Source organism: Rappaport israeli (assembly GCF_001888055.1).
Taxonomy (GTDB): domain Bacteria; phylum Pseudomonadota; class Gammaproteobacteria; order Cardiobacteriales; family Cardiobacteriaceae; genus Rappaport; species Rappaport israeli.
This window is the reverse complement of record NZ_LXHZ01000025.1, coordinates 27,069-48,682: the sequence shown is the minus strand read 5'-3', so window position 1 is coordinate 48,682 and position 21,614 is coordinate 27,069. Positions and strand designations below refer to the sequence as shown.

Genomic DNA, 21,614 nt, shown 5'->3' with positions numbered 1-21,614 from the left:
GTTTTAACTCCGCTTGAATCTCCTCTACCGCAGAAACAATAGTTTCTCTTGGGGTGGCGTAATGCGTTTTAGGATAAATCGTAATGCGTGGCACCAAGTCCAGCATTTCGCCCGTTAGTGGGTCAAAATAGCGAATGCTATCGACCATATCATCAAACAACTCCACCCGAACGGCATACCAATCCGACTCCGCTGGCATGATATCAATCACATCACCGCGCACGCGAAACGTCCCGCGCAACAACTGCAAATCATTGCGCGTATATTGCAACTCTGCCAAATGCGCCAAAATCTCGCGCTGATTAATCCGCTCCCCACGCGTTAAATGCAAAATCATCCGCATATATAATTTAGGGTCGCCCAAACCATAAATTGAAGACACACTGGCGACAATAATCGTATCACGTCGCTCCAAAATCGCCTTTGTTGCGGATAAACGCATCTGCTCAATATGCTCATTAATTGAAGCATCTTTTTCAATAAACGTATCAGAGGCAGGCACATAAGCCTCAGGCTGATAATAATCATAATAAGAGACAAAATACTCCACCGCGTTATGAGGGAAAAACTCGCGCATCTCGCCATAAAGCTGAGCGGCTAAGGTTTTATTAGGCGCCATAATCAAAGCAGGACGTTGCGCACGCGCGATAATATTTGCCATCGTATACGTCTTGCCAGACCCCGTAACGCCAAGCAACGTTTGCTGAGCCAACCCATCCTCAAGCCCTTCTAATAACTTCTCAATTGCCTGCGGTTGATCTCCTGAGGCTGATAATTTGAGACCAATTCAAAGCGTTGACCCTCTGTTTTCTTCTGCATTTTTATTTGATTTGCCATAAACTCCCCTTAATCTAAAAGCCACTGAGGCAATCTAGCGCCATCAGCAAATGAGCAAAACACAACCGACGGATAATGTCTTGCCATATAGGCTTGCAAAAACCGTGCGCTATCTTGCGCAATCACCGCATCTGTGCGCGGATAAGCGTTATACACCACCACATGCGGTAAATACCCACGCCCTGCCAGCGCCTCCAGCGTTGACAACGTATGATGCAAACTCCCCAGCATCGCATTACACACCAACACCAACGCCAATCCCTGCGCTTTCGCCCAATCTACCGTCAACAACGATTCATGCAACGGCACCCACGCCCCCCCAGCACCCTCACACAATACCACCTCCGCCCAAGCACGCTGACAAAACGCCTCAAATCGACGACTCAACACCGCCCCATCAATCTTTTTCCCCTCTAGCGCCGCCGCCAAATGAGGCGAAGCAGGATAAGCAAAATGCGCCCCACAACTCAATCCAGCCCTATCTAAAGAAGACAACGGCTGAGCGCTTAATTGCCGATGCGCCACAATATCCTCTGCCACCGTTGCCTCAGGCGACATCCCTGTTTGCACCAATTTAAACGAACTCGCCCGCACTCCCTTTGCTACCAACAAGCGCAACCATTGCCCTGTAACATACGTCTTACCCACCTCAGTCCCAATCCCACTGATAAAAATCTTTTTCACCGTCGCACCCCAATAAATTGCAAAGCCTGATACGTCAGCGGATACCCCAAATCTGAGCGCAACCCTTCATATCTCTGTACAAACCCGCGCAACTGCGCAAAACGCACCTGATGGCGCAAATGCCCCACCCCCGTTGAACGCACATGCGCCAACACCGCCTGTGCACTAGGAAAATAGCGCACCTCATGATATTGCCTTTGCCACAACGGCACAAAATCACGCGAAAGCAACGCCAACAACGCCTCTGGCGCCTCATAATCCAACCCCACCCCCAACGTCTGGCGCAACTGCTGATAATGCTCGCCACATACACACTCACCGCCAACACCCCCTGCGCATTCAAATGCGCTTGCAACCGCGCCATCACCGCAGGCAAATCCGCCACCCATTGCAACACAGAACTACTCACCACCAAATCCAACGCCCTAGGCAACACCACCTGAGCAACATCACCCATCAACCATCCCAATGATTGCGCAGGCGGATTAAAAACCAATTGCGCGCGATACAAATCATTAAGCCAATAACATTGAATCGGCGCCAACGCGCGCTCCTGCCAAACCTCAGTCAACGCATGGGTTAAAAACCCCGTCCCACAGCCCACTTCCAGCGCCTGCGCCACAACCTCCTTTCGCGTAGACAACACCGCCCCCAACTGATGCGCCAACCTGCGCGCCAACTGATGCTGATGCTTAGCAGCATGATGATACGCCTTTTGCGTTTGTGCAAACGCCTGCCCAACTCCCGCCTTCATCCGTCGTTACACGCCTCCAATAACGCCTGCCAACTCCCCCATCTTCCCCAAATATCATGCGCCCCCTCGCACACCCTAACCTGCGCCTGCGTTTTTTCCCAAGCACGCATTTGATTCTCATACGGCACAATCCTATCCCCCTCGCCACCCAAGCCCACTGCCAATTCCACAACTGCGACACCGCTTTTGCTTGCGCCACCAACGCCTGCAACTGAGCACGCAACTGCTCAACCGCCTCCACTGACAACCGCGCCTCCCCCACCGCCAAATCCGCCTGCAAAGGCGTACGCACGCGATTAACAAACAACGCAAAGCCATCAGGCGTCAAACGTCGCGCCGTCTGCACAAATCCCCGTCGCGCAATCCCCAAACCATCATCAATGCCAAACGGCGTCCCATTCACCGCCACACTCCCCACCACCGCCACCCCAGCATCTTGCAACGCCCCTGCCTGCGCACACAACCACGCATTAGCGCGCCACACCCCCATTGACCACGCCACCACCACCAACCGCCTCACCCCCCTCAACTGCGCCCACACCGCCTCATCAGAAACCGTCGGCGCAAACGTTATACGCCTACGCCCATCATCCAGCGCCCTCAAACTCTCCCAATTCGCCCCCCACTCCCCAACCATTAAACACCACCACCGCCTCACGCACCGACATCCGCTCGCCCCTTTATAATCTCACGCGCCACCCACTGCACCGCCTCATCCGATAACAACGCATTAACACACAAGCGCAACTGCGCCGCCCCACGCGCCACCGTTGGATAACGCACCGCCCCCACCACAATCCCCACCTCACGCAAGCGCTTAGCCAAAGCCAACATAGGCGCATTCTCCCCAATCACCAAAGGCACAATCGGCGCCACCCAACCCGATGGCACCGCCAACCCCAACGCCGCACGCAACGCGCGCGTATTGGCTAACAAACGCGCCCGCCTCCCTTCCAACTCAGGCAAGCGACGCAACTGATACGCCGTCCACGCCAACACCACAGGCGGCAAAGCACTCGCAAAAATCAAACTCCGACAATGATTAACCAAAAACTCACGCAACAACGGCGCACACACCACCAACGCCCCATACGACCCCAAAGCCTTCGCACACGGCATCACCAACACCTCAATCTCCCTCGCCACCCCCTGCGCATACGACACCCCCAAGCCCCTGCCCACCACAATCCCACCGCATGCGCCTCATCAACATACAGTTGCACCGCAAACTTATGCTTTAAAGCCACCAACGCCTGCAAATCCGTTATACTGCCATCCATACTAAACACGCTTTCGGTAACGACCCACACCCGTTGATACTGCGCCCGATGCTTTGCCAGCAGCTGTTCCAGCGCCTGTAAATCCTGATGCGGATAGCGCAACAACCGCGCCGCTGACAAACGCGCACCATCAATCAAACTCGCATGCACCGCCTTATCCGCTACAATCAAATCCGCCTTTGACGTCAACGCTGGCAACAGCCCAATATTGGCATGATAGCCACTATTAAGCGCCAATACCGCCTGAGAAAACACCACCTGCGCCTGTGCCTCAAGCGCCAAACATTCCGCCTGCGCCCCGCCTAATAACCGCGAGGCACGCGCGCTCCCCAGCAAAGCCCCTTCCTCACCCCCTCCATAATCAGCTAAAAACTGCGCATACCCCTCACGCGCCACCCCCAAATAATCATTACTACACAAATCCACCACAGGCGCCGCTGCCACCTTATCCACACTGCGCAACTGCCCCTCACGCGCCAAACGCGCCAAATCTGCCTCTAATTGCTCCGTCCACGTCTGACTCATGGCGCTATCTCTCCATAAGCCGCCAACACCGCCACCAAAGCGGATAACAACTGGCGAAGTTCTGCCTCAGAAATCGTAAACGGTGGCATCACATACACCAAACGACCAAACGGGCGCACCCACACCCCCGCCTCAACAAACATCGGCACAATCCGCTCCATCACCACCGCCTCCTGCCACTGCACCACTCCAATCGCCCCCAACACCCGCACATCAACCACCGATTGCCACGCCAACAAAGGCGACAAATACGCCTGCAATAATGCCTCAATCCTCTCTACCTGCCCCTGCCAATGCCCCTCACTGAGCAAATCAAGCGAGGCAGAACTCACCGCACACGCCAACGGATTGCCCATAAACGTTGGGCCATGCATCATCACCCCTGGTGTGCCAGCGCTAATCGTTTCAGCCACCTCCTTCGAACACAACGTCGCCGCAAAACTCATATATCCCCCTGTAAGCGCTTTCCCCAAACACACAATATCCGCCGCCACCCCAGCATGTTCTAGCGCAAACAGCTTACCCGTACGCCCAAAACCCGTCGCAATCTCATCAACCACCAGCACCACCGCATAACGCGCGCAATACTGCGCCAACAAGCGCAAATATTCTGGATGATAAAACCACATCCCCCAGCCCCCTGCACAATCGGTTCAATAATAAACCCTGCCACCTCATGCCCATAGCGCGTAAAAAAATCCTCTAATGCCTGCGCATCCTCTGGGTAAAATTCACCTGCAAAACGCGAGCGCGGACGCGGTAAAAAATATTGCTCCGCCAAGCGCCCATGATAAAGCGCATGCATGCCCGTTTTAGGGTCACAAACCGACATTGGATGCCAAGTATCGCCATGATAACCACCTAATATCGTTGCAAATCGAATGCGCCCAGACGCCCCACGCGCCTGCTGATATTGCAACGCCATCTTCATCGCCACCTCAACTGCCACCGAACCCGAATCAGCAAAAAACACTTGCGTCAAATGGCTAGGAACAAGCGCTAATAATTGTGAAGCCAAGCGCACCGCAGGCTCATGGGTTAACCCACCAAACATCACATGCGCAAAACGTTGCGTTTGCTCAATAATTGCTGCATTAAGTTTAGGATGGTTATACCCATGAATCACACACCACCAACTTGACATCCCATCAATCAACTGCCGACCATCTGCAAGCGTTAATCGCGCCCCACTCGCTTGAGCCACCACATACGCAGGCATTGAACCATAAGCGCTGGTATAAGGATGCCAAATATGTTGTTGGTCAAATTGTTGTAAATCCATAAGCCCTCACACAAAAGAAGTGGGACAAGCCCACCTCTTTTAAAATCCTCAGCGCAACTAACGCGCCAAGTACCATTATAAATAATCTAGCCCTAAAAGTTCCTGCACACAATCAAATAGACTTATTCAAACGCGCCAAATGGTTTGGCTTAGAACTTTTAGGACGAATGATTTTAATAGCCAACTACTGCCGCATCCAAACTGCGCGGGTCAGAAGAGCCATACAACCCTGTTGGCGTAATCATAATAGATTGCGTAGACCCCATTGTTGCCTTAGGCGTTATTGTATGCCCCATTGCTTCTAGCAATCCAATGGTGTCAACATTTAGCGCATGCTCAATGCGAATTTCATCAGGCAACCACTGATGGTGAACACGTACAGCATGCGTTGCCTCAGCAATATTCATATCATGGTCAATCACGTTAGAAATAATCTGCAACACGGTTGTAATAATACGACTGCCGCCTGGGCTACCCGTTACGATATACGGTTTACCCTCTTTAAATACAATGGTTGGACTCATCGAAGAGAGCGGACGTTTTTCAGGCTCAACCGCATTGGCATCCCCACCAATCAAACCATAGCCATTAGGCACCCCTGGTTTGGCAGAAAAATCATCCATTTCATTATTTAATAAAATACCCGTCCCTTCTGCAACTAACCCCGTACCATAAGAGAAATTCAGCGTATACGTGCTAGAAACAGCGTTTCCTTCTTTATCAACAATGGAAAAATGCGTCGTTTCATTGCTTTCATACGGCACAGGATTGCTCGCCTTAATCTCACTGGCAGGACGTGCTTTTTGTGGGTCAATTTGCGCGCGCAAGATCTCAGCGTACTGCTCAGAAGTTAATCCTTTAATAGGCACATCAACAAAATCCGCATCGCCTAAATATTCAGAGCGGTCGGCATAAGCTAATTTCATTGCCTCCGCCATCAAATGAATGGTTTTAGCGCTGTTATGCCCATACTCGCCTAAAGGGAATCCCTCTAAAATATTGAGAATTTGGATGATATGCGCACCACCAGAAGAGGGAGGCGGCATAGAGACAATTTCATAACCACGATAATTGCCATGCACTGGTTCACGCTCAATGGCTTGATAAGCGGCGAAATCTTCCAAACTCATCACGCCGCCTGCTTCATTCACCGCTTTTACAATTTTCTCAGCGGTTTCGCCTTTATAAAATCCATCTACCCTTTCTCAGCAATCAATTTAAGTGAATGCGCCAATTCTGGTTGTTTGAGCCATTCGCCAGCTTCATAAGCAGAGCCATCTTCTTTAAAAAAGACCTTAGTTGTGCTGGGCCATTTTTGCAGGCGCTCGGTTAAAGCCACCAATGATTCTGACAATCCAGGGGTTACCTCAATGCCTTCCTCTGCTAAAGAAATTGCAGGCGCCAATACTTGTTCAAGGCTCATTGTTCCGTGGTCTTCTAGCGCCTTAATCAATCCTGCCACCGTTCCAGGCACCCCAACAGCCAAACCGTGATAGCGTGATAAATCGCTTACCGCATCGCCTTTTTCATCTAAAAACATATCGCGATAGGCTTTAAGTGGCGCTTTTTCACGATAATCAAGCGCTATGGTTTTATCTTTTTTTGCATCATAAATCATCATAAAACCACCGCCGCCGATATTCCCAGCGCGTGGCAAGGTGACCGCCAAAGCAAACCCCACAGCAACAGCTGCATCAACCGCATTTCCGCCTTCTTGCAAAATCTTCACCCCAACCTCAGACGCCAGCGCCTCTTGTGAAGACACCATGCCATTTTTTGCCCAAAGCGGATGATGAATCGCGTCATTTGAAAAAATTGCCGCACTGGTTGCTTGTGTGTTTGCCGTATTAACCAATGCCTGAGTCGTTGTACTGAGCAACAAAGCAGTGCTCAGCATTGTCATAGTAAAAGCTTTTAACATTTTTTCTCCGATATCAATGGGTTTTCTTCAGTATTGTTAGAAACATTTTGCGCCTACAAAAATTAACAATCTCTAACAAGCGCAAATGGTCGCACGAAGTCTGATAATAGACAAGCCTTTGCTAATTGAACAACGCCTACCCCAAAGCAATATCAAACTGCTCATGCCCATAACTTGGTTCGCCTACCAATTGAATGGGCACCTGCAACAATGCCTGAATATCAGCAAATGCCACAGACTCTTCTTCACGAATAAACTCAATCAAATTAGGATGCGCAATCACTGTTAATTGCCTAGGCGCAAACTCACGCACCTCACGCATCAACTCACGAAACAGCTCATAAACAACCGTCTCTACCGTTTTTACATAGCCAAGCCCCTCACACGTCGGACACACCTCACACATCACCTGTTGCAAACTCTCACGCGTGCGCTTACGCGTCATTTCAATAATGCCCAAAGGCGTAATCGGACTAATGGTATATTTACTTTTATCCTCTGCCAGCGCCGCCATCAGCGCCGCCATCACCCCATCCCGATGCTCTTGCGAGGTCATATCAATAAAATCCAGCATAATAATCCCGCCCAAATTACGCACCCGCAACTGGCGCGCAATCATCTTCGCCGCCTCTAAATTTGTTCTATAAATCGTATCATCTTGCGATAGTTTGCCAACAAAACCGCCTGTATTGACATCAATCGTCGTCATCGCCTCTGTTTGGTCAATAATTAAATAGCCCCCTGATTTCAACGCTACCCGACGTTTGAGCGAATGGTCAATTTCTTCCTCAAGACCATAGCGCTCAAATAATCCCAAATCCGCTTGATAGCATTGAATACAATCGACCATCTCAATTAAAAAATTCTTTGCAAATGCGCGCATCTCTTCATAAGCTGGCAAATCATCAATCACCACCCGACGCACATTTGGTGAGACAAAATCACGCAAAATCTTCAAATAAAGCGGCAAATCGCGATAAATTAGCGTTCCAGCTTTTGCGCGATAATGGGTTTGTAAAATTGATTCCCACACGCGTTGCAAATACTGCATATCTGCCCGCATTGCCCACATATCCGCCGACTCAATCGCCGTGCGCACAATAAACCCCCCCTGTTGCCCTTGATGAAACCCCAACATCAAATCGCGCAACGACTGCCTTTGCGCCTCACTGGCAATCTTAATCGACACCCCAATATCACTGGCATTAGGCAAAAACACCAAAAACCGCGACGGAATAGAAATTTCTGTCGTCAGACGCGCGCCTTTCGTCCCTATCGGATCTTTAAGCACCTGCACCAAAACTGACTGCCCCTCACGTAACGCATCACCAATTTTTTCTGGCTGAGAAGCGCCTGCGCCCACCACATTTTTAACATGCAAAAACCCCGCACGCTCCAAACCAATATCAACAAACGCCGCATCCATCCCGGGCAACACCCGTTGCACCTTCCCCTTATAAATATTGCCCACAATTCCGCGCTTACGCTCACGCTCTACAAACACATCTTGCAACACGCCCCCTTGCAAAATCGCCACCCGTGTCTCATAAGGCTTATGATTAATTACAATCTCCGTTGCTGCATTTTGCGCTTCATTGTCTGCCCCCATTCGTCCAGAAAAAGGAAATACCATCGACTTTGTCATCTCACACCTCCTTTAGAGGAACTTGCGCTAACGCCTGCAACACAACCTCTTGCAAACCAAGCGCCTCAAATCCACGATAAAGCGAGGTCAAAGACAATCCCACCACCGTATAAAATTCTCCCTGCACACTATCAACCAACATGCCACCGCGCCCCTGTAGCGCACAAGCTCCTGCTTTTCCCTGCCACTCGCCACAGTGTAAATACGCCTGCAACAACGCCTCATCATAGGCTTTCATTCTTACCATCGCCTGCGCCAAATCAACAAACTCTTGTCCTTTAAAACCCATCGCCAACGCCGTATAAACCCGATGCTCACGCCCGCAAAGCGCTTGTAACATCGCTTGTGCCTGCTGTTTATCCGTCGCCTTCCCTAAAATATACTCATCTAACACCACCACCGTATCCGCGGCAATCACCAACGCATTCTCATGCGCGCCGCTCACCGCCGCCAACTTCTCTTGCGCCACGCGCACAACATAATCCTTCGCCGCCTCATTTGGCGCCACCTGCTCATCAATATCCGCCGCCACCGCTTTAAACTTCAAACCCAATTGCGTTAAAATCTCCGCTCGTCTAGGAGACGAGGATGCCAAAATAATATTCATAAATCCTCCGCACAGCATGCAAAATAATCTATAAAAATCAAAACATGCTTATAAAAAATCTACTCACAGGGTAACATTATTACGCCCAAGCCCAAAATGTAGCTCATTCTCTTGTCAGCCGATAAACAAGATTTTATGATACCAACCTCACAACACCCAACACCAAAAAATGCCCTATCCCAACTATCTCGCCCTCCAACCCAAAACCGCCCATCTTAGCGCCAGCGCACTTAATCCCTTATGGCAACAGAGCACCCCACAATCTGACGACCTCAGCCTCAGCGCCCTACTCAACACCGCAGAGCTTAGCCAACATCTCATTATCCAAACCATGCACCGCCTCCCCACGCGCTATCGCCTAATTGCCGCCTCACTCACCCACAAAGCCCTCACCTCCCAGCTCATCGGACACTGGCTAACCGCCGCCTTATTGCGCACCCCTTTTAGCGCCAATAGCGAACACCTCACCTTCAGCGCCACCAGCCCCTACCCACTAACCTGCCCCCACAACCCCAATCCACAAAACACCGCACAAGTCATCGATTACATCAACCACACCAGCGCAAAACTTGTTCACCACTTCAAAAAATACCATCGTCTGCCCAATGCCATCGCTTGGGGCAATAGCGCTCTCGCCATAGCGCGCCCATGGCTTATTCTTAATCCCTACTATCCCGCTACAGATATTTTCAATAACGCGCAACACTTCATCACCCAATTGCGCCCAGAACTCAGCCAAGCATTAGATTACACCACAGCCAACAACACCTTCCATATCAAGCGCCACAGTTGTTGCCTCAAACACCGCCTAGTTGACAAATCTCACTGCACCACCTGCTCACACCTATAAAAAAGCGCCCCCTTTAAAAGCAAAAGGAAGCGCTTTAGACAATTGGCGCTACGCTTAGCGGATACGCCCAATCAATTTAAACCAATAAATCCATCATGCTTAAGTAAGGTTACTCCTTAGCCTCATTGGATTCATCTTGCGCGCGTGCCTGCTCATATTCTGCCAATTCCGCATGCACAGATCCCTCAGGCGCAAGCGACGTATCGCCAATTTCCCATGATGAAACCTCAGGAATCGCATCGACATAAATCGTTTTCAAACTATAGTCTAGTTGATAGTGCAAATCGTAGTAAACCGCTTTAATCGTTGCCGCCATCATCATTGACATAATCACAATCAATGGCGCACCAGCAAAAATCGACGCTGTTTGCAAAGTAACCAAATCACCCGATGTAAACAACAACACCACAGGCATTAAACATAGCGCCACCACTTTTGCCATCGGCAAAGTATTTAAAATAGCAAAAATCGCAGCAGTGGCACTTTGCTCATTGTTTGATTTTTCCAATATCAGAAAAACTCACATAAAACACAAACCCCATCGCCAACACACCCAACAAAAGATAAAACACGCCTAAATCATTGGTTACCACAAATTTAATCCGCGCCATAATCTCAGCGCCTTGCTGGGGAAATAGCGCTAATGGCAAAGTTAGCGCAAACAAGACAACCAACACGCCAAAAAATACCAGTGGGTCAATCCGCGTATCAGGCTTATGCGTCGGCGTACGCTGTTCTAGCGCCAAATCGGCGTCAAACGCCCCTAAATGGGATGGTTTAGACTATACATTCCTCTTGGTTAAATGTTAAAAACAATATCTCTACTCAACACAATGAGCGTAAATCTTCTTGAGAGACAACAAACTAACAGAAAGTCCAAAAAACCCTAGCGCCTAACGGCGCTGAAGTTTAGATACTTTACACAAAGCACTGCCTTATTTTGTAAACAGTGCCAATGATCTAAATGGGCGTGTGATAGGGCGGACTTAGCGCATGCACCGCCTCAATCATTGCTTGCGCATGCTCGGGATTAATATCAGGCGTAATCCCATGCCCTAAGTTGAAAATATGGCGGTGTCCATGCCCATAATCAGCCAACACCTTTGCCACATGATGCTCTATTTTCTCAGGACTTGCGCGCAAAATTGCAGGATCCAAATTGCCCTGCAACGCAATCTCCTCCCCCAACCACCCCGCGCGCGCGCGAAAGCGAAGTCGTCCAATCCAACCCCCACCCCTTGCGCGCCACTTTCTTTAATCGCTGATAACCACTGTCCACCGCCTTTGGTGAATAAAATTGCTGGCACTTTTGCCCCTGAGGCATCAGCTTTTAAACGCGCAATAATATAGCGCATATACTCAAGCGAATACGTTTCATACTCAGCATGAGGCAACACCCCACCCCAAGTATCAAAAATCATCACCGCCTGCGCCCCTGCAGTAATTTGCGCGTTCAAATAATCCACCACCGCATCAGCAATTTTCATCAATAGCGCATGCATCAACTTAGGGGATTGATACATCAGCGCCTTTAAATGCACAAAATCGCGACTAGATTGACCCTCAACCATATACGCCGCCAAAGTCCATGGACTTCCGCTAAAGCCAATCAATGGCACCAATCCATCCAACTCCCGACGAATCACCCTAACCGCCTGCATTACATAATCAAGCGCATCACTCATCGACGGCGTAACCAACTGCTCAATATCGCGCGCATTGCGCACCCAGCGCTCAAACTTCGGGCCCTCTCCTTGCACAAAGTAAAGCCCCAACCCCATCGCATCAGGAATGGTCAAAATATCGGAAAATAAAATCGCCGCATCCAATCTAAAACGGCGCAAAGGTTGCAATGTCACCTCACACGCCAAATCAGGATTTTTGCACATATCCATAAAGCCACCTGCCTTAGAACGCACCGCACGATACTCTGGCAGGTACCGCCCCGCCTGACGCATCATCCACACAGGGGTACGCTCCACCGCCTCACCACGCAACACGCGCAAAAACAAATCGTTTTTCATGATTTTTCCGTTATTTCTAATAATTTTTAAATGTTAGATTCTTTAATTAAGCAAAAGCCTATAAACAATCCTGCGCTTCTTGCATCAAGCGCGTAATCTCATCAAATCGCCCTTCTTTAATCAAAGATTGTTCACACACCCAGCTCCCCCCCACTGCCAAAACATTATTCAACTTTGCATAATCAGGCAAATTATTAATATTTATTCCACCTGTAGGCATAAAGCGCATCATTGGGAACACCGATGCAAACGTTTTTTAACATCCCCACGCTCCCAGCTAATTGTGCAGGGAAAAACTTCAACATCTCCAAACCCAATCGCTTCGCCGTCAAAACCTCCGATGGCGTCATCACACCTGGAATCATCAACACCTCTTGCGCTAGCGCATACTCAACCACCTCAGAATCCAACCCTGGAGAGACTAAAAACTGCGCCCCAGCCGCTATTGCCTGCTTAGCATCTTCCACCGTCAATACCGTTCCAGCCCCCACCACAATCTCGAGGTCGCTATTTGCAATTGCTTCAATTGCTTTTAATCCTGCCTGCGTGCGCAAAGTAATTTCAATACTAATCCCACCGCCTGCCAAAATTGCACGCGCAAGAGGCAAAGCATCTTCTGCGCGCTCAATCACCACCACTGGAACCACACTACGTTTTGCAGCCAATTGCGCTTGTATTGTTTGTTTATTTTGACTTCTCATCATCCATTCTCCTTAAAAATAAATTTATTTCATCCTCTATCTTACCCACATTTAGCACATAGGCAAAAATATCCTAAAAAATGCCCTCATTCTCTCCACCTAACTCCCGCTAACCACCTCACAAAAAATATAGACACCACAACACAATATCGCTATTATCCGCCATCTTTCAAACAACACAGGATTTTAAAAATGTTCTCCTTAATCTCAATGTTGGTTATTGGTTTTGTTGCTGGATTAATTGCGCGCGCGCTTCACCCAGGTGATGACAAACTTGGTTGCGTTCTCACTGCAGGGCTTGGGATTGCTGGCTCAGTTGTGGCGGGTTATCTTGGGCAAATGCTTGGCTGGTATCGCCAAGGACAAGCCGCTGGATTTATCATGTCTATCGTTGGCGCGATTATTATTTTAGCTGTTTATAACGCCATTTCTAAGAAAAAATAACCCCACCAAACAAATAGCCCGCCCAAACTTCTTGCGTTGGGCTATTTTTACTCACCCCATTATGCAACCTAAATACTTCGATAAAATGCACGGTCTTGGCAATGATTTTATTGTCATCAACGCCCTTGCTCATCCTTTTGATTGGGATAAAACACAAATTGCCCAACTCGCTAACCGCCATACAGGCATAGGCTTTGACCAACTGCTTATTATCGAACCCAGCCCTCTTGCTGAATGTGATTTCGCCTATCGTATTTTTAACGCCAACGGGCAAGAAGTTGAACATTGTGGCAACGGCGCGCGTTGCTTTGGCAAATACATTCGCGACCAGCGCCTATTTGATTTTCATCGCCCTCTTAAAGTTCTGGTTAAAAAAGGCATTATTGCCATTGAATACATTGATAGCCACCATCAGGTTGATTATTTTCGTATTGATATGGGCGAGCCTAATTTTAGCCCCTTAAGCCGTCTCCAACACAGCGCACTCAACCAACCCTAACCCTCACACTTGCCGATGGCATACAAACCCTACACTGCGCACTTCTCTCAATGGGCAATCCTCACGCCGTGTTTAATGTTGATAGCTTTAATGACCATACCATTGCTGAGATTGGACACCGCCTACAACAACATCCCTTTTTCCCCGAACAAGTCAACGTTGGCTTTATGCGCATTAAGCGTCGCGACAGCATCACTCTACGCGTTTTTGAGCGCGGTGTAGGCGAAACCCAAGCCTGTGGCACAGGCGCTTGTGCCGCCGTCGCAGCAGGCATTCGCCAAGGTAAACTCGACAATCGGGTTAATGTCCAACTTCTAGGCGGCAGCCTCACCATCGACTGGCAAGGTGCGCATCATCCCCTTTATATGACAGGCCCAGCCGAACAGGTTTATCGCGGACAACTGCCATGATGCACCTAAGCGCCTATCTAAACTACCTTCACCACGAACGAAACCTCGCTCCAACCACCATAAAAACCTATCAACGCCTATTAAATCAAGCTGCCCAACAACTCAGCGACACCCTTATTACCACCACCGCGCTACAAAATTATCTCAATCAGCTCCATCAACAAGGACTTATCGCACAAAGTCTTAATCAACACCGCGCTGCACTTAAAGGCTACTTCCATTGGAGACAACAACAAGGACATCATCCACATAACCCCGCCACCAACCTCCGCATCGCCAAAGTCAGCCAACACAGCCTCCCCAAAACCCTCACCCCTGAAGAAATCAGCGAACTTCTCCCCACCCCCAGCGAAAACGACCTCTTAGGCATCCGCAATCACGCCATCATTGAACTTTTCTACGCCACAGGATTGCGCCTAGCCGAACTAAGCGCCCTAAACCACGAACAATTCCACACACAAACCACCAGCCTACGCATCATTGGCAAAGGCAATCATCCGCGCATCGTTCATATCGGAGACTATGCACGCACCGCCATTTTGCGTTGGCAAAACAAACGCCCACAATGGGCAAAAGAAGACCCTGCCCTATTTATCAGCCAACGAGGACAACGCCTCAGCCACCGCGCCATCCAACTTGCCTTAAAACGCCACGCCAAAATCCACCTTACTGGTCGCAACCTCCATCCCCATATTCTAAGACACAGCTTCGCCAGTCACCTCCTACAATCCAGCCAAGATATCCGAGGCGTACAAGAAATGCTTGGACATCAACAACTCAGCACCACCCAAATCTATACCCACCTAAACCATCAACATCTCAGCAAAATCTACGATCAAACCCACCCACGCGCCAAACGCAAACCCAACAACACCTAAAAAATTACAAAAATTATTTTATAAAATTACCGTATAGTAGAAATAATTGCATTTAATAACAAATACGCTTAGCATTTAGACAGTTTTAACCAAAAGGAGTCTGATTTATGAAAAATTTACTATTTCCTGCCGTTATCGCCTTGATGAGCAGCAGCGTTTTTGCACAAACTGCTACAAATGAAGCAGAAGCGGCTAACGCTGATACCGTCATGACAGCTGGCGAGTGTAAAGTAGAAATTGAAGGCAACGACCAAATGAAGTTCAATGTTGACCATTTCACTATTGACACTCAAGCTTGTAAAGACTTCACTGTTGTGTTGCACCACACAGGAAAACTTGGTGGACAAGTAATGGGGCATAATGTTGTCATCACTAAAGCTGCTGATATGAATGCCGTTGCTCAAGATGGCATCAAAGCAAAAGACAACAACTACGTTAAACCAGAAGACGACCGCGTTGTTGCGCACACCGATGTGATTGGTGGCGGTGAAAGCACAGAAGTTACCTTCAGCACAGACAAACTCACTGCAGGCGAAGCCTATGAATTCTTCTGCTCTTTCCCTGGACACTACGCCATCATGAAAGGCGACGTAGAAGTTAAATAATTGTTTAACTTTCATGTTTAAAGCAAGGCATTTATTGCCTTGCTTTTTTTATGAGCATAAAAAAATATTTTCAGCCAAAACTTTTGACAATGGATTACTTGCCCCAAAAGTCTTCGTCGCTTAAAATTGCGCCTTTCATTTCTAATTTTAAGGTGGCGCATGTTTAATGACATCCGCAAGCAACGCAAAAATCTCTTAACCTATGTTCTCGTAGGCTTAGCTGGTATAGGCATGCTCTTTTTAGGTGTTCCTCTGTTTAATCAACCCTCAGTACAATTTGACGCCTTAAAAGTTAACGGCACTCCCATTCCTGTTAGTACCTTACAGCAACAAATCACCGCTTTGCAGCGTCAATTGCCAGATATAGATACACAGAGCATTGAAAGACAAGCGATAGAACAACTCATTAATCGCACCCTCCTTGAACAACATGCCTTAGAAAGTGATTACCGCTTATCTAAGCCAGCACTGTTTACACTGATTAAAAATGAATTTGGCAGCAATGATGCTTATCAAAGTGCACTCAGACAAATGCACACCAACGCCTCTGCCTACGAAAATGCCACCCAGCGCCAAGAAACAAGCAAAAACTATTATCAATTTCTTGCCAACAGTGATTTAGCGCCTAAAGCCTTATTTGAACAATATTTAAATGCACTCACCCAAACGCGCAACTACACCCTAATTCGTCTACCTTTTGAAACGACAAAAGAGGCCATTACGCCAACAGAAGCTCAGATTGCAGAGTATTATCAAAATAATAGCGCACACTATCAAAGCAAAGAACTCGTTGACCTTGAATATATTGTATTAGATGCTGCCAACCTAGTATCAGACAACATCACCCCGCAAGCCATTGATGAAGCGCATGAAGAAGCTCTAAAAACCCAAAGCAAACGCAGTGGGTTATACATTATCTTTGACAATCCAGAAGTGGCACAAAATATGGCTCAAGCCATTGAGCGTAAAGAAAGAACATTTGAAGATATTTATGCTTCTATCGAAAATGATGCTATCGCTGGTGAAGCAGGTGAATTGCCTCTTAGCGCTTATGGTAGCGCGCCTATTCCTATCGTAGATGATGCCTTATTTAATCTGGCAAATGAAGGGGATAGCTCACCACTATTAGATACCGATTATGGCAAAATGCTTGTTTTAGTCACCACCATTGATAATACTACGCTCCCTACACGTGAAGAAGTTGCTAATCAGTTACAACAAAGACTTGGCGAAGAACTCTATTATGATTTAGCTGCCAAAGCCTTTGATGCTGCTTTAGAAAATAAACCCTTCTCACAAATTCTAAACCTCACTGGCATAACTCAAACCCAAGAACTTAAGCAAATTAATCCACAAACTACCAATCCAGATTGGCTACAAGATGCAAAAGTACAAAGCCAATTATTTGGTGCAAATGCCATCGATATTAATCAAATCGGTGAGCCTATCGAACTAGACAAACATCGAAGCGTTTTTATCGCATCAGCAACCGCGCTCTTCCTCAACCGCTTTCACTTACTGAGGCACTTTCTCAAGTCACTGAAGATCTATACACACAGCAAACCGAAGCCCTTTTGCAAGCGCGCAGTAACGAGCTGTTAAAGGCTCTAAATGATAATGATGATATTGAACCGCTATTAGCTCAATATCAAGCAAATAAGCAAAATCTAGACTTGAATTTATATGATAATCAAAGCCAACTTTCACCACAGCTATTGCAAGAAATTTTCAATCAAAGTCAATCGACTGCTATTTTGAAAGATACAAATAGGGATAATCTAATTATCAGATTTAACCATGTTACGCAAAATAGCGCCCCAACAATAGACGAGCAACTACAAGCCCTACTTTATCGCCAATGGCAAACAGACAAACAATTTGAAGCGCTTGAATACTACGCAAAAATCTTAAGAGAAAAAGCTAACGTTGTTATTTATGATGAAAATCTACCTTCATCAAATTAATAGAATAATTACAGTTTTAGGCTAATTTCAAAAATTAGTTTCTAACTACAAAGGATTAATGTGCAAAAAAATAGCATTATTGCTATAATGCCGAACGCTAATTTTAGCTACAACAAACAGGAGTATAAAAATGACTGAAGATAAACGTGTAGAACAACTCGAAAAAGATTTAGAAGCCATGCGCAAAGATTTCAAAAAGCTTTAATGAAAATCTAAAAGGCATCGCGGCACAAAAAACTAGCGAAATCGAAACTCGCGCTCGTCAAGTTGCGCGCAAAACACAAAACAAAGCTGAGCAATTATGGGATGATGTCAGTGAAACTGGCGCTGATATTTATGATCGCGCGCGTGATCAAATTGAAGATACCGTTGATAGCATTAACCGCAGAGTGCGCGAAAAACCTTTATCGTCTATCGCAATCGTTGCTGGTGTAAGTTATATCATTGGTTTCTTAAGCCGCAAATAATCTCATTATTCTATGAAGTACTTGATTCTAAAATCCCTTTTCCGCCTTGGCCTAGAGAAGGGGTTAAAATCTAACAAACCTAAATTTACGGGATTAAAAGTATTAGCAATAATATTATTTTTTATTGCCATTATTTATTCGCTAATTGCACTGCATCAGATTTTAAGCGTTTATTACAGCCCAATTCATGCGAATTTATATTTTTCACTTGGATTTGCAGTTTTATCGTTAATTGTATTGTTAACTGTTTATTTCAAAAAGAAGAGCGGTTCAACAACACAATTTTCTAGTAATGATGATGTTGTCTCGGTAGTATCGCAAAAAGCGAATGAAATCTCGACTAATATGCAAAAAAGCATTAACCGCAATACAGGGAAAGCTTTATTATTTGCAGCCATTGTAGGACTTATTTTGGGTTCACGCCGCGCTAAAAAATAAATTTCTATTTTGAGGTTAATTTCATCTTAAAAAAAGCCTATAGCAATATAGGCTTTTTTTCTTTATTACTAATCAAGCTCTTTTAAGAGAAAGAATATTTAATAATTGTCTAATAAATTATTGACCCCAAATAAGTCTTATTGCGCTAAGTGCATATGCCACAATTGTGGTATGGCACAATTAAGTGTCTTACTTTCGCATAGGAAATGTTGAATATTTTTAAACTACAGAGTTTAAGTTAGTGGAAAACCCTTAATAGGGAAAAAAGACAGAACGCAAATAATTTAAATACGCTTAAGAGAAGGTCTGCACCAAGCATTATCGGCACCCAATATCACCACTACCGTTGCTTCCTTCCGGACCTGGCGGGGTTCGCGGCTAATCGTCGCGATACGTCGATGCAGACCAGCGCTGGATTATACGCAACAGCCTTATAAAATACAACCAGCACTTAATAAACTAGTTCGTAAATTCAGTAAACAATAAAATAAACGTTACACACAATAACATTAAACACTTAGAGATTTTTATGTTAGCTAATTAGATTCATCATACTCTTTAAAAGAATTCTAACCATAGGGCATGCGAATGATTTAATGCTTGCTCATTGCTGCCTTCTATGATTTATCCTCTTTCTTATCTATTGAACTTTCTTGCTCTGCTCCATCTGTAGTTTTTGAGTCTTGTAACGGATTATTCTCTGTTGCGTTTAAATTTTGCGCTACATGAGAATTTTTCTCTAAAAAATGATGCAATTGTTCCTCAGTAGCTGACTCTACTGCTTCATTATGCGCGCGTTCTGTTATATCGACATTATCTTGCCCATTTTGCACGCCATCGCTTGATTCTACTGCATTAAGCGCATCGCTAAATGATTCACTTGGGATTGGCTCCCACGCATGGTCATGTTCAATTGCAAGTTTACGATTATAGCGGTCGTTTCTTAGTACTTCCTCAAAAGCGGCGTTAAGCTCTTGTGTATGGCTAATATATTTTTCCGCTGGTTTTTGTTGAGGATTAGTGTGCGGATTTTCTGACCAAATGGGGTATAACGAATGCAGCATATTTTCATCATGCATTTTAAAAATACGCGCTTGACGCTTAGCGCTATAGGGATGATAACCTAACTCAACCAATACTTTTTCGCCCAATTCCAATGCAGAATCTAATTGTTCACGCTGAAAATGGTCAACCTTTAAATCCATCAAATGATAAGCATGCACGCGGTCAAAGGCGCGCACCATGATGCGCAGATTTGGGAAATGTTTTCGCGCAATATCAATTAAAGTATCGATTTGTTCTTTATCTTTAATCCCAATGACTAAAATTTTTGCTTTATCTGCTCCTGCAGCATGCAACAAATCAGGTCTTGTTACATCGCCATAAAATACTTTTTGTCCAAAGCGCTTAAGCATAGAAATAACATGCGGATTATTATCCAAAATTGTCGCGTTATACCCATTTGCCTTAAGCAAGCGCCCGATGATTTGATTAAAGCGTCCATAACCAGCAATAATAACATCGGCGTGCTGTTCAAATTCTTGTGGCATATTGCCTTCTTTTTCCTGCGGTTCGGATGTTGGATTTTTACGTTCTAGGCGGTCAAATATCAACATTAACAATGGTGTAACCATCATTGAAATCGTTACCACCAAAGTTAATACGCTGGTCGTATGTTTATCTAAAATGGCTAATTTATCAGAGACTGCAAACAGTACAAATGCAAACTCTCCTCCTTGCGCCATCAAGCAGGCAAACAATAAAGAATAGCGCTTGGTAAGCTTAAACACCCGCGCTAAACCGTAAAGCAGCACCCATTTTACGCCGACAAATAAAACGGTTAGTCCCAACATTACTACTGGCGCAGATAACAACAGCTTCAAATCTAAACTTGCGCCCACAGAAATAAAAAATAATCCCAATAACAACTCTTTAAATGGCTCAATGCTTAACTCAATCTCATGGCGGTATTCACTTTCAGATAACATCATTCCAGCCAAAAAAGCACCCAATGCCGCAGAAAGTCCAACCGCCTCCATTAATAACGCCACGCCAATAACCAAAAATAACGCTGAAGCGGTAAAAATATCGCGCAAATGCATTTTCGCCACCAAACGAAACAATTGTCTTGAGGCAAAATAACCCACTGCAATAACCAAAATAATCGCAAATAATGTTGCTAAAAACTGCACATAACCTGATTGATGCATTAACCATGATTGAACCGCATTGGTATGTTCTGCCTCTGCTGAATCGCTCAAGGCACGCGTTGCTAATAACGGCATAATCGCCAAAATAGGAATAACTGCTAAATCTTGCAACAGCAAAACCGAAAATGCCGACCGCCCCGCACGCGTATTAAGCAAATTATTTTCTCTCATCGTTTGAATGATAATTGCCGTAGATGAAAGCGCCAACACCATCCCAATAACCAACGCTGACTGCCAAACCTCACCAAAAACAATACTCAATCCTGCTAATACCAGCGTAGTTACCAGCATTTGCAATCCACCCATACCCAAAATTGGCACCCGCAAACGCCATAAGAAAGAGGGCTTTAACTCCATTCCAATTAAAAATAGCATCATCACCACACCAAATTCAGTTATATGCATTAAAATTTGTCTATCCCCAACCCCCAAATACCCTAATAAATAAGGGCCAACAATCACACCTGCCACCAAATAGCCCAACACCGACCCCAAGCGCAAAATCTTTGCAATGGGCACAACAATAATCGCCGCTAACAAAAAAATCGCAAATTTTAGCAACACCTCAGTCATTTATGCCCCCTGATAT

At 46.3% G+C, this 21,614-nt stretch carries 20 protein-coding genes, 1 other RNA gene and 4 pseudogenes; 8 read left to right on the top strand and 17 right to left on the bottom strand.

Going from position 1 to position 21,614, the window contains the following annotated elements; all coding sequences use genetic code 11:
• The 10 genes and pseudogenes from A5N84_RS07560 to A5N84_RS07520 form a co-directional block, all read right to left on the bottom strand.
• Positions 1–712, bottom strand: a 712-nt coding sequence (locus A5N84_RS07560; RefSeq protein WP_408633847.1) for a DEAD/DEAH box helicase family protein, incomplete at its 3' end; no start/stop codon positions are given.
• A gap of 134 nt (positions 713–846) precedes the next feature.
• Positions 847–1,521 carry a dethiobiotin synthase gene (gene bioD, locus A5N84_RS07555; protein WP_072281884.1) on the bottom strand — a complete coding sequence of 225 codons (675 nt, stop codon included), beginning with the start codon at positions 1,519–1,521 and terminating at the stop codon, positions 847–849.
• A 34-nt stretch (positions 1,522–1,555) separates the two neighbouring features.
• Entirely contained in the window at positions 1,556–2,275 is a 720-nt protein-coding gene (locus A5N84_RS07550) for a methyltransferase domain-containing protein (protein WP_072281883.1), read from the bottom strand.
• Positions 2,214–2,912 (bottom strand): pimeloyl-ACP methyl esterase BioG family protein, encoded by a 699-nt coding sequence (locus A5N84_RS07545; protein ID WP_078055656.1) that lies wholly within the window; start codon positions 2,910–2,912, stop codon positions 2,214–2,216. The genes A5N84_RS07550 and A5N84_RS07545 overlap by 62 nt, the downstream gene beginning before the upstream one ends.
• Before the next feature lie 17 nt (positions 2,913–2,929).
• Complete coding sequence (locus A5N84_RS12885) at positions 2,930–3,439, bottom strand: aminotransferase class I/II-fold pyridoxal phosphate-dependent enzyme (RefSeq protein WP_143324882.1); 510 nt, start codon at positions 3,437–3,439, stop codon at positions 2,930–2,932.
• Entirely contained in the window at positions 3,394–4,080 is a 687-nt protein-coding gene (locus tag A5N84_RS12880) for an aminotransferase class I/II-fold pyridoxal phosphate-dependent enzyme (RefSeq protein WP_078055654.1), read from the bottom strand. The genes A5N84_RS12885 and A5N84_RS12880 overlap by 46 nt, the downstream gene beginning before the upstream one ends.
• Positions 4,077–5,362, bottom strand: a pseudogene (bioA, locus tag A5N84_RS12025) (adenosylmethionine--8-amino-7-oxononanoate transaminase). The gene A5N84_RS12880 and the pseudogene bioA overlap by 4 nt, the downstream one beginning before the upstream one ends.
• A 173-nt stretch (positions 5,363–5,535) precedes the next feature.
• Positions 5,536–7,265 (bottom strand): annotated as a pseudogene (gene ggt, locus A5N84_RS13090) (gamma-glutamyltransferase).
• A gap of 154 nt (positions 7,266–7,419) precedes the next feature.
• Positions 7,420–8,892, bottom strand: coding sequence for an Rne/Rng family ribonuclease (locus A5N84_RS07525; RefSeq protein WP_072281887.1), 1,473 nt, complete (start codon positions 8,890–8,892; stop codon positions 7,420–7,422).
• Between the two features lie 37 nt (positions 8,893–8,929).
• Complete coding sequence (locus A5N84_RS07520; protein WP_072281881.1) at positions 8,930–9,535, bottom strand: Maf family protein; 606 nt, start codon at positions 9,533–9,535, stop codon at positions 8,930–8,932.
• A 169-nt stretch (positions 9,536–9,704) separates the two neighbouring features.
• Here A5N84_RS07520 and A5N84_RS07515 point away from each other — a divergent pair, with 169 nt between their 5' ends.
• Positions 9,705–10,385: a hypothetical protein gene (locus A5N84_RS07515; protein WP_072281880.1), complete on the top strand. Its 681-nt coding sequence runs from the start codon at positions 9,705–9,707 to the stop codon at positions 10,383–10,385.
• Between the two features lie 109 nt (positions 10,386–10,494).
• Here A5N84_RS07515 and A5N84_RS07510 read toward each other — a convergent pair whose 3' ends face one another.
• The 5 genes and pseudogenes from A5N84_RS07510 to A5N84_RS07495 form a co-directional block, all read right to left on the bottom strand.
• Entirely contained in the window at positions 10,495–10,893 is a 399-nt protein-coding gene (locus A5N84_RS07510) for a BCCT family transporter (protein WP_072281879.1), read from the bottom strand.
• Entirely contained in the window at positions 10,874–11,131 is a 258-nt protein-coding gene (locus A5N84_RS07505; protein WP_072281878.1) for a BCCT family transporter, read from the bottom strand. The genes A5N84_RS07510 and A5N84_RS07505 overlap by 20 nt, the downstream gene beginning before the upstream one ends.
• Positions 11,132–11,345: 214 nt before the next feature.
• Positions 11,346–12,409 (bottom strand): annotated as a pseudogene (gene hemE, locus A5N84_RS07500) (uroporphyrinogen decarboxylase).
• 58 nt (positions 12,410–12,467) lie between these two features.
• Entirely contained in the window at positions 12,468–12,629 is a 162-nt protein-coding gene (locus tag A5N84_RS12860) for a beta/alpha barrel domain-containing protein (RefSeq protein ID WP_198923870.1), read from the bottom strand.
• The gene (locus tag A5N84_RS07495; protein WP_198923869.1) at positions 12,604–13,113 is read right to left on the bottom strand and encodes a bifunctional 4-hydroxy-2-oxoglutarate aldolase/2-dehydro-3-deoxy-phosphogluconate aldolase; all 510 of its coding nucleotides are present in this window, start codon (positions 13,111–13,113) and stop codon (positions 12,604–12,606) included. The genes A5N84_RS12860 and A5N84_RS07495 overlap by 26 nt, the downstream gene beginning before the upstream one ends.
• Before the next feature lie 189 nt (positions 13,114–13,302).
• Here A5N84_RS07495 and A5N84_RS07490 point away from each other — a divergent pair, with 189 nt between their 5' ends.
• The 7 genes and pseudogenes from A5N84_RS07490 (at position 13,303) to A5N84_RS07455 (ending at position 18,815) form a co-directional block, all read left to right on the top strand.
• Positions 13,303–13,554, top strand: coding sequence for a GlsB/YeaQ/YmgE family stress response membrane protein (locus tag A5N84_RS07490; RefSeq protein ID WP_072281877.1), 252 nt, complete (start codon positions 13,303–13,305; stop codon positions 13,552–13,554).
• A gap of 61 nt (positions 13,555–13,615) precedes the next feature.
• A pseudogene (gene dapF, locus A5N84_RS13495) lies at positions 13,616–14,463 on the top strand (diaminopimelate epimerase).
• Entirely contained in the window at positions 14,460–15,341 is an 882-nt protein-coding gene (locus A5N84_RS07480; RefSeq protein ID WP_072281876.1) for a tyrosine recombinase XerC, read from the top strand. The pseudogene dapF and the gene A5N84_RS07480 overlap by 4 nt, the downstream one beginning before the upstream one ends.
• Positions 15,342–15,550: 209 nt before the next feature.
• The gene (azu, locus tag A5N84_RS07475; RefSeq protein ID WP_408633848.1) at positions 15,551–15,946 is read left to right on the top strand and encodes an azurin; all 396 of its coding nucleotides are present in this window, start codon (positions 15,551–15,553) and stop codon (positions 15,944–15,946) included.
• Positions 15,947–16,105: 159 nt separating this feature from the next.
• Positions 16,106–17,548, top strand: coding sequence for a peptidylprolyl isomerase (locus tag A5N84_RS07470; RefSeq protein WP_072281875.1), 1,443 nt, complete (start codon positions 16,106–16,108; stop codon positions 17,546–17,548).
• Positions 17,521–17,910 (top strand): hypothetical protein, encoded by a 390-nt coding sequence (locus tag A5N84_RS07465; protein ID WP_072281874.1) that lies wholly within the window; start codon positions 17,521–17,523, stop codon positions 17,908–17,910. Before A5N84_RS07470 ends, A5N84_RS07465 begins: the two co-directional genes overlap by 28 nt.
• Positions 17,911–18,389: 479 nt before the next feature.
• Positions 18,390–18,815, top strand: a complete 426-nt coding sequence (locus A5N84_RS07455) for a hypothetical protein (protein ID WP_143324880.1) — start codon at positions 18,390–18,392, stop codon at positions 18,813–18,815.
• A 305-nt stretch (positions 18,816–19,120) separates the two neighbouring features.
• Here the strand turns inward: A5N84_RS07455 and ffs are convergent.
• Both ffs and A5N84_RS07445 read right to left on the bottom strand, forming a co-directional pair.
• Positions 19,121–19,217, bottom strand: an RNA gene (gene ffs / locus A5N84_RS07450) — signal recognition particle sRNA small type.
• Between the two features lie 215 nt (positions 19,218–19,432).
• On the bottom strand, positions 19,433–21,598 hold the full coding sequence (locus A5N84_RS07445) for a monovalent cation:proton antiporter-2 (CPA2) family protein (protein WP_072281872.1): 2,166 nt from the start codon (positions 21,596–21,598) through the stop codon (positions 19,433–19,435).
• Positions 21,599–21,614 lie beyond the last annotated feature (16 nt).

Bases quoted from the DNA above. Each gene is read 5' to 3' on its own strand.
- A5N84_RS07525 (WP_072281887.1), bottom strand. From the start codon at position 8,892: ATGGGGGCAGACAATGAAGCGCAAAATGCAGCAACGGAGATTGTAATT.
- A5N84_RS07480 (WP_072281876.1), top strand. From the start codon at position 14,460: ATGATGCACCTAAGCGCCTATCTAAACTACCTTCACCACGAACGAAAC.
- A5N84_RS07470 (WP_072281875.1), top strand. From the start codon at position 16,106: ATGTTTAATGACATCCGCAAGCAACGCAAAAATCTCTTAACCTATGTT.
- A5N84_RS07515 (WP_072281880.1), top strand. From the start codon at position 9,705: ATGCCCTATCCCAACTATCTCGCCCTCCAACCCAAAACCGCCCATCTT.
- A5N84_RS12880 (WP_078055654.1), bottom strand. From the start codon at position 4,080: ATGAGTCAGACGTGGACGGAGCAATTAGAGGCAGATTTGGCGCGTTTG.
- A5N84_RS07490 (WP_072281877.1), top strand. From the start codon at position 13,303: ATGTTCTCCTTAATCTCAATGTTGGTTATTGGTTTTGTTGCTGGATTA.
- A5N84_RS07550 (WP_072281883.1), bottom strand. From the start codon at position 2,275: ATGAAGGCGGGAGTTGGGCAGGCGTTTGCACAAACGCAAAAGGCGTAT.
- A5N84_RS07455 (WP_143324880.1), top strand. From the start codon at position 18,390: ATGAAGTACTTGATTCTAAAATCCCTTTTCCGCCTTGGCCTAGAGAAG.
- A5N84_RS07520 (WP_072281881.1), bottom strand. From the start codon at position 9,535: ATGAATATTATTTTGGCATCCTCGTCTCCTAGACGAGCGGAGATTTTA.
- azu (WP_408633848.1), top strand. From the start codon at position 15,551: ATGACAGCTGGCGAGTGTAAAGTAGAAATTGAAGGCAACGACCAAATG.
- A5N84_RS12860 (WP_198923870.1), bottom strand. From the start codon at position 12,629: ATGCCTACAGGTGGAATAAATATTAATAATTTGCCTGATTATGCAAAG.
- A5N84_RS07545 (WP_078055656.1), bottom strand. From the start codon at position 2,912: ATGGTTGGGGAGTGGGGGGCGAATTGGGAGAGTTTGAGGGCGCTGGAT.
- A5N84_RS07445 (WP_072281872.1), bottom strand. From the start codon at position 21,598: ATGACTGAGGTGTTGCTAAAATTTGCGATTTTTTTGTTAGCGGCGATT.
- A5N84_RS07495 (WP_198923869.1), bottom strand. From the start codon at position 13,113: ATGATGAGAAGTCAAAATAAACAAACAATACAAGCGCAATTGGCTGCA.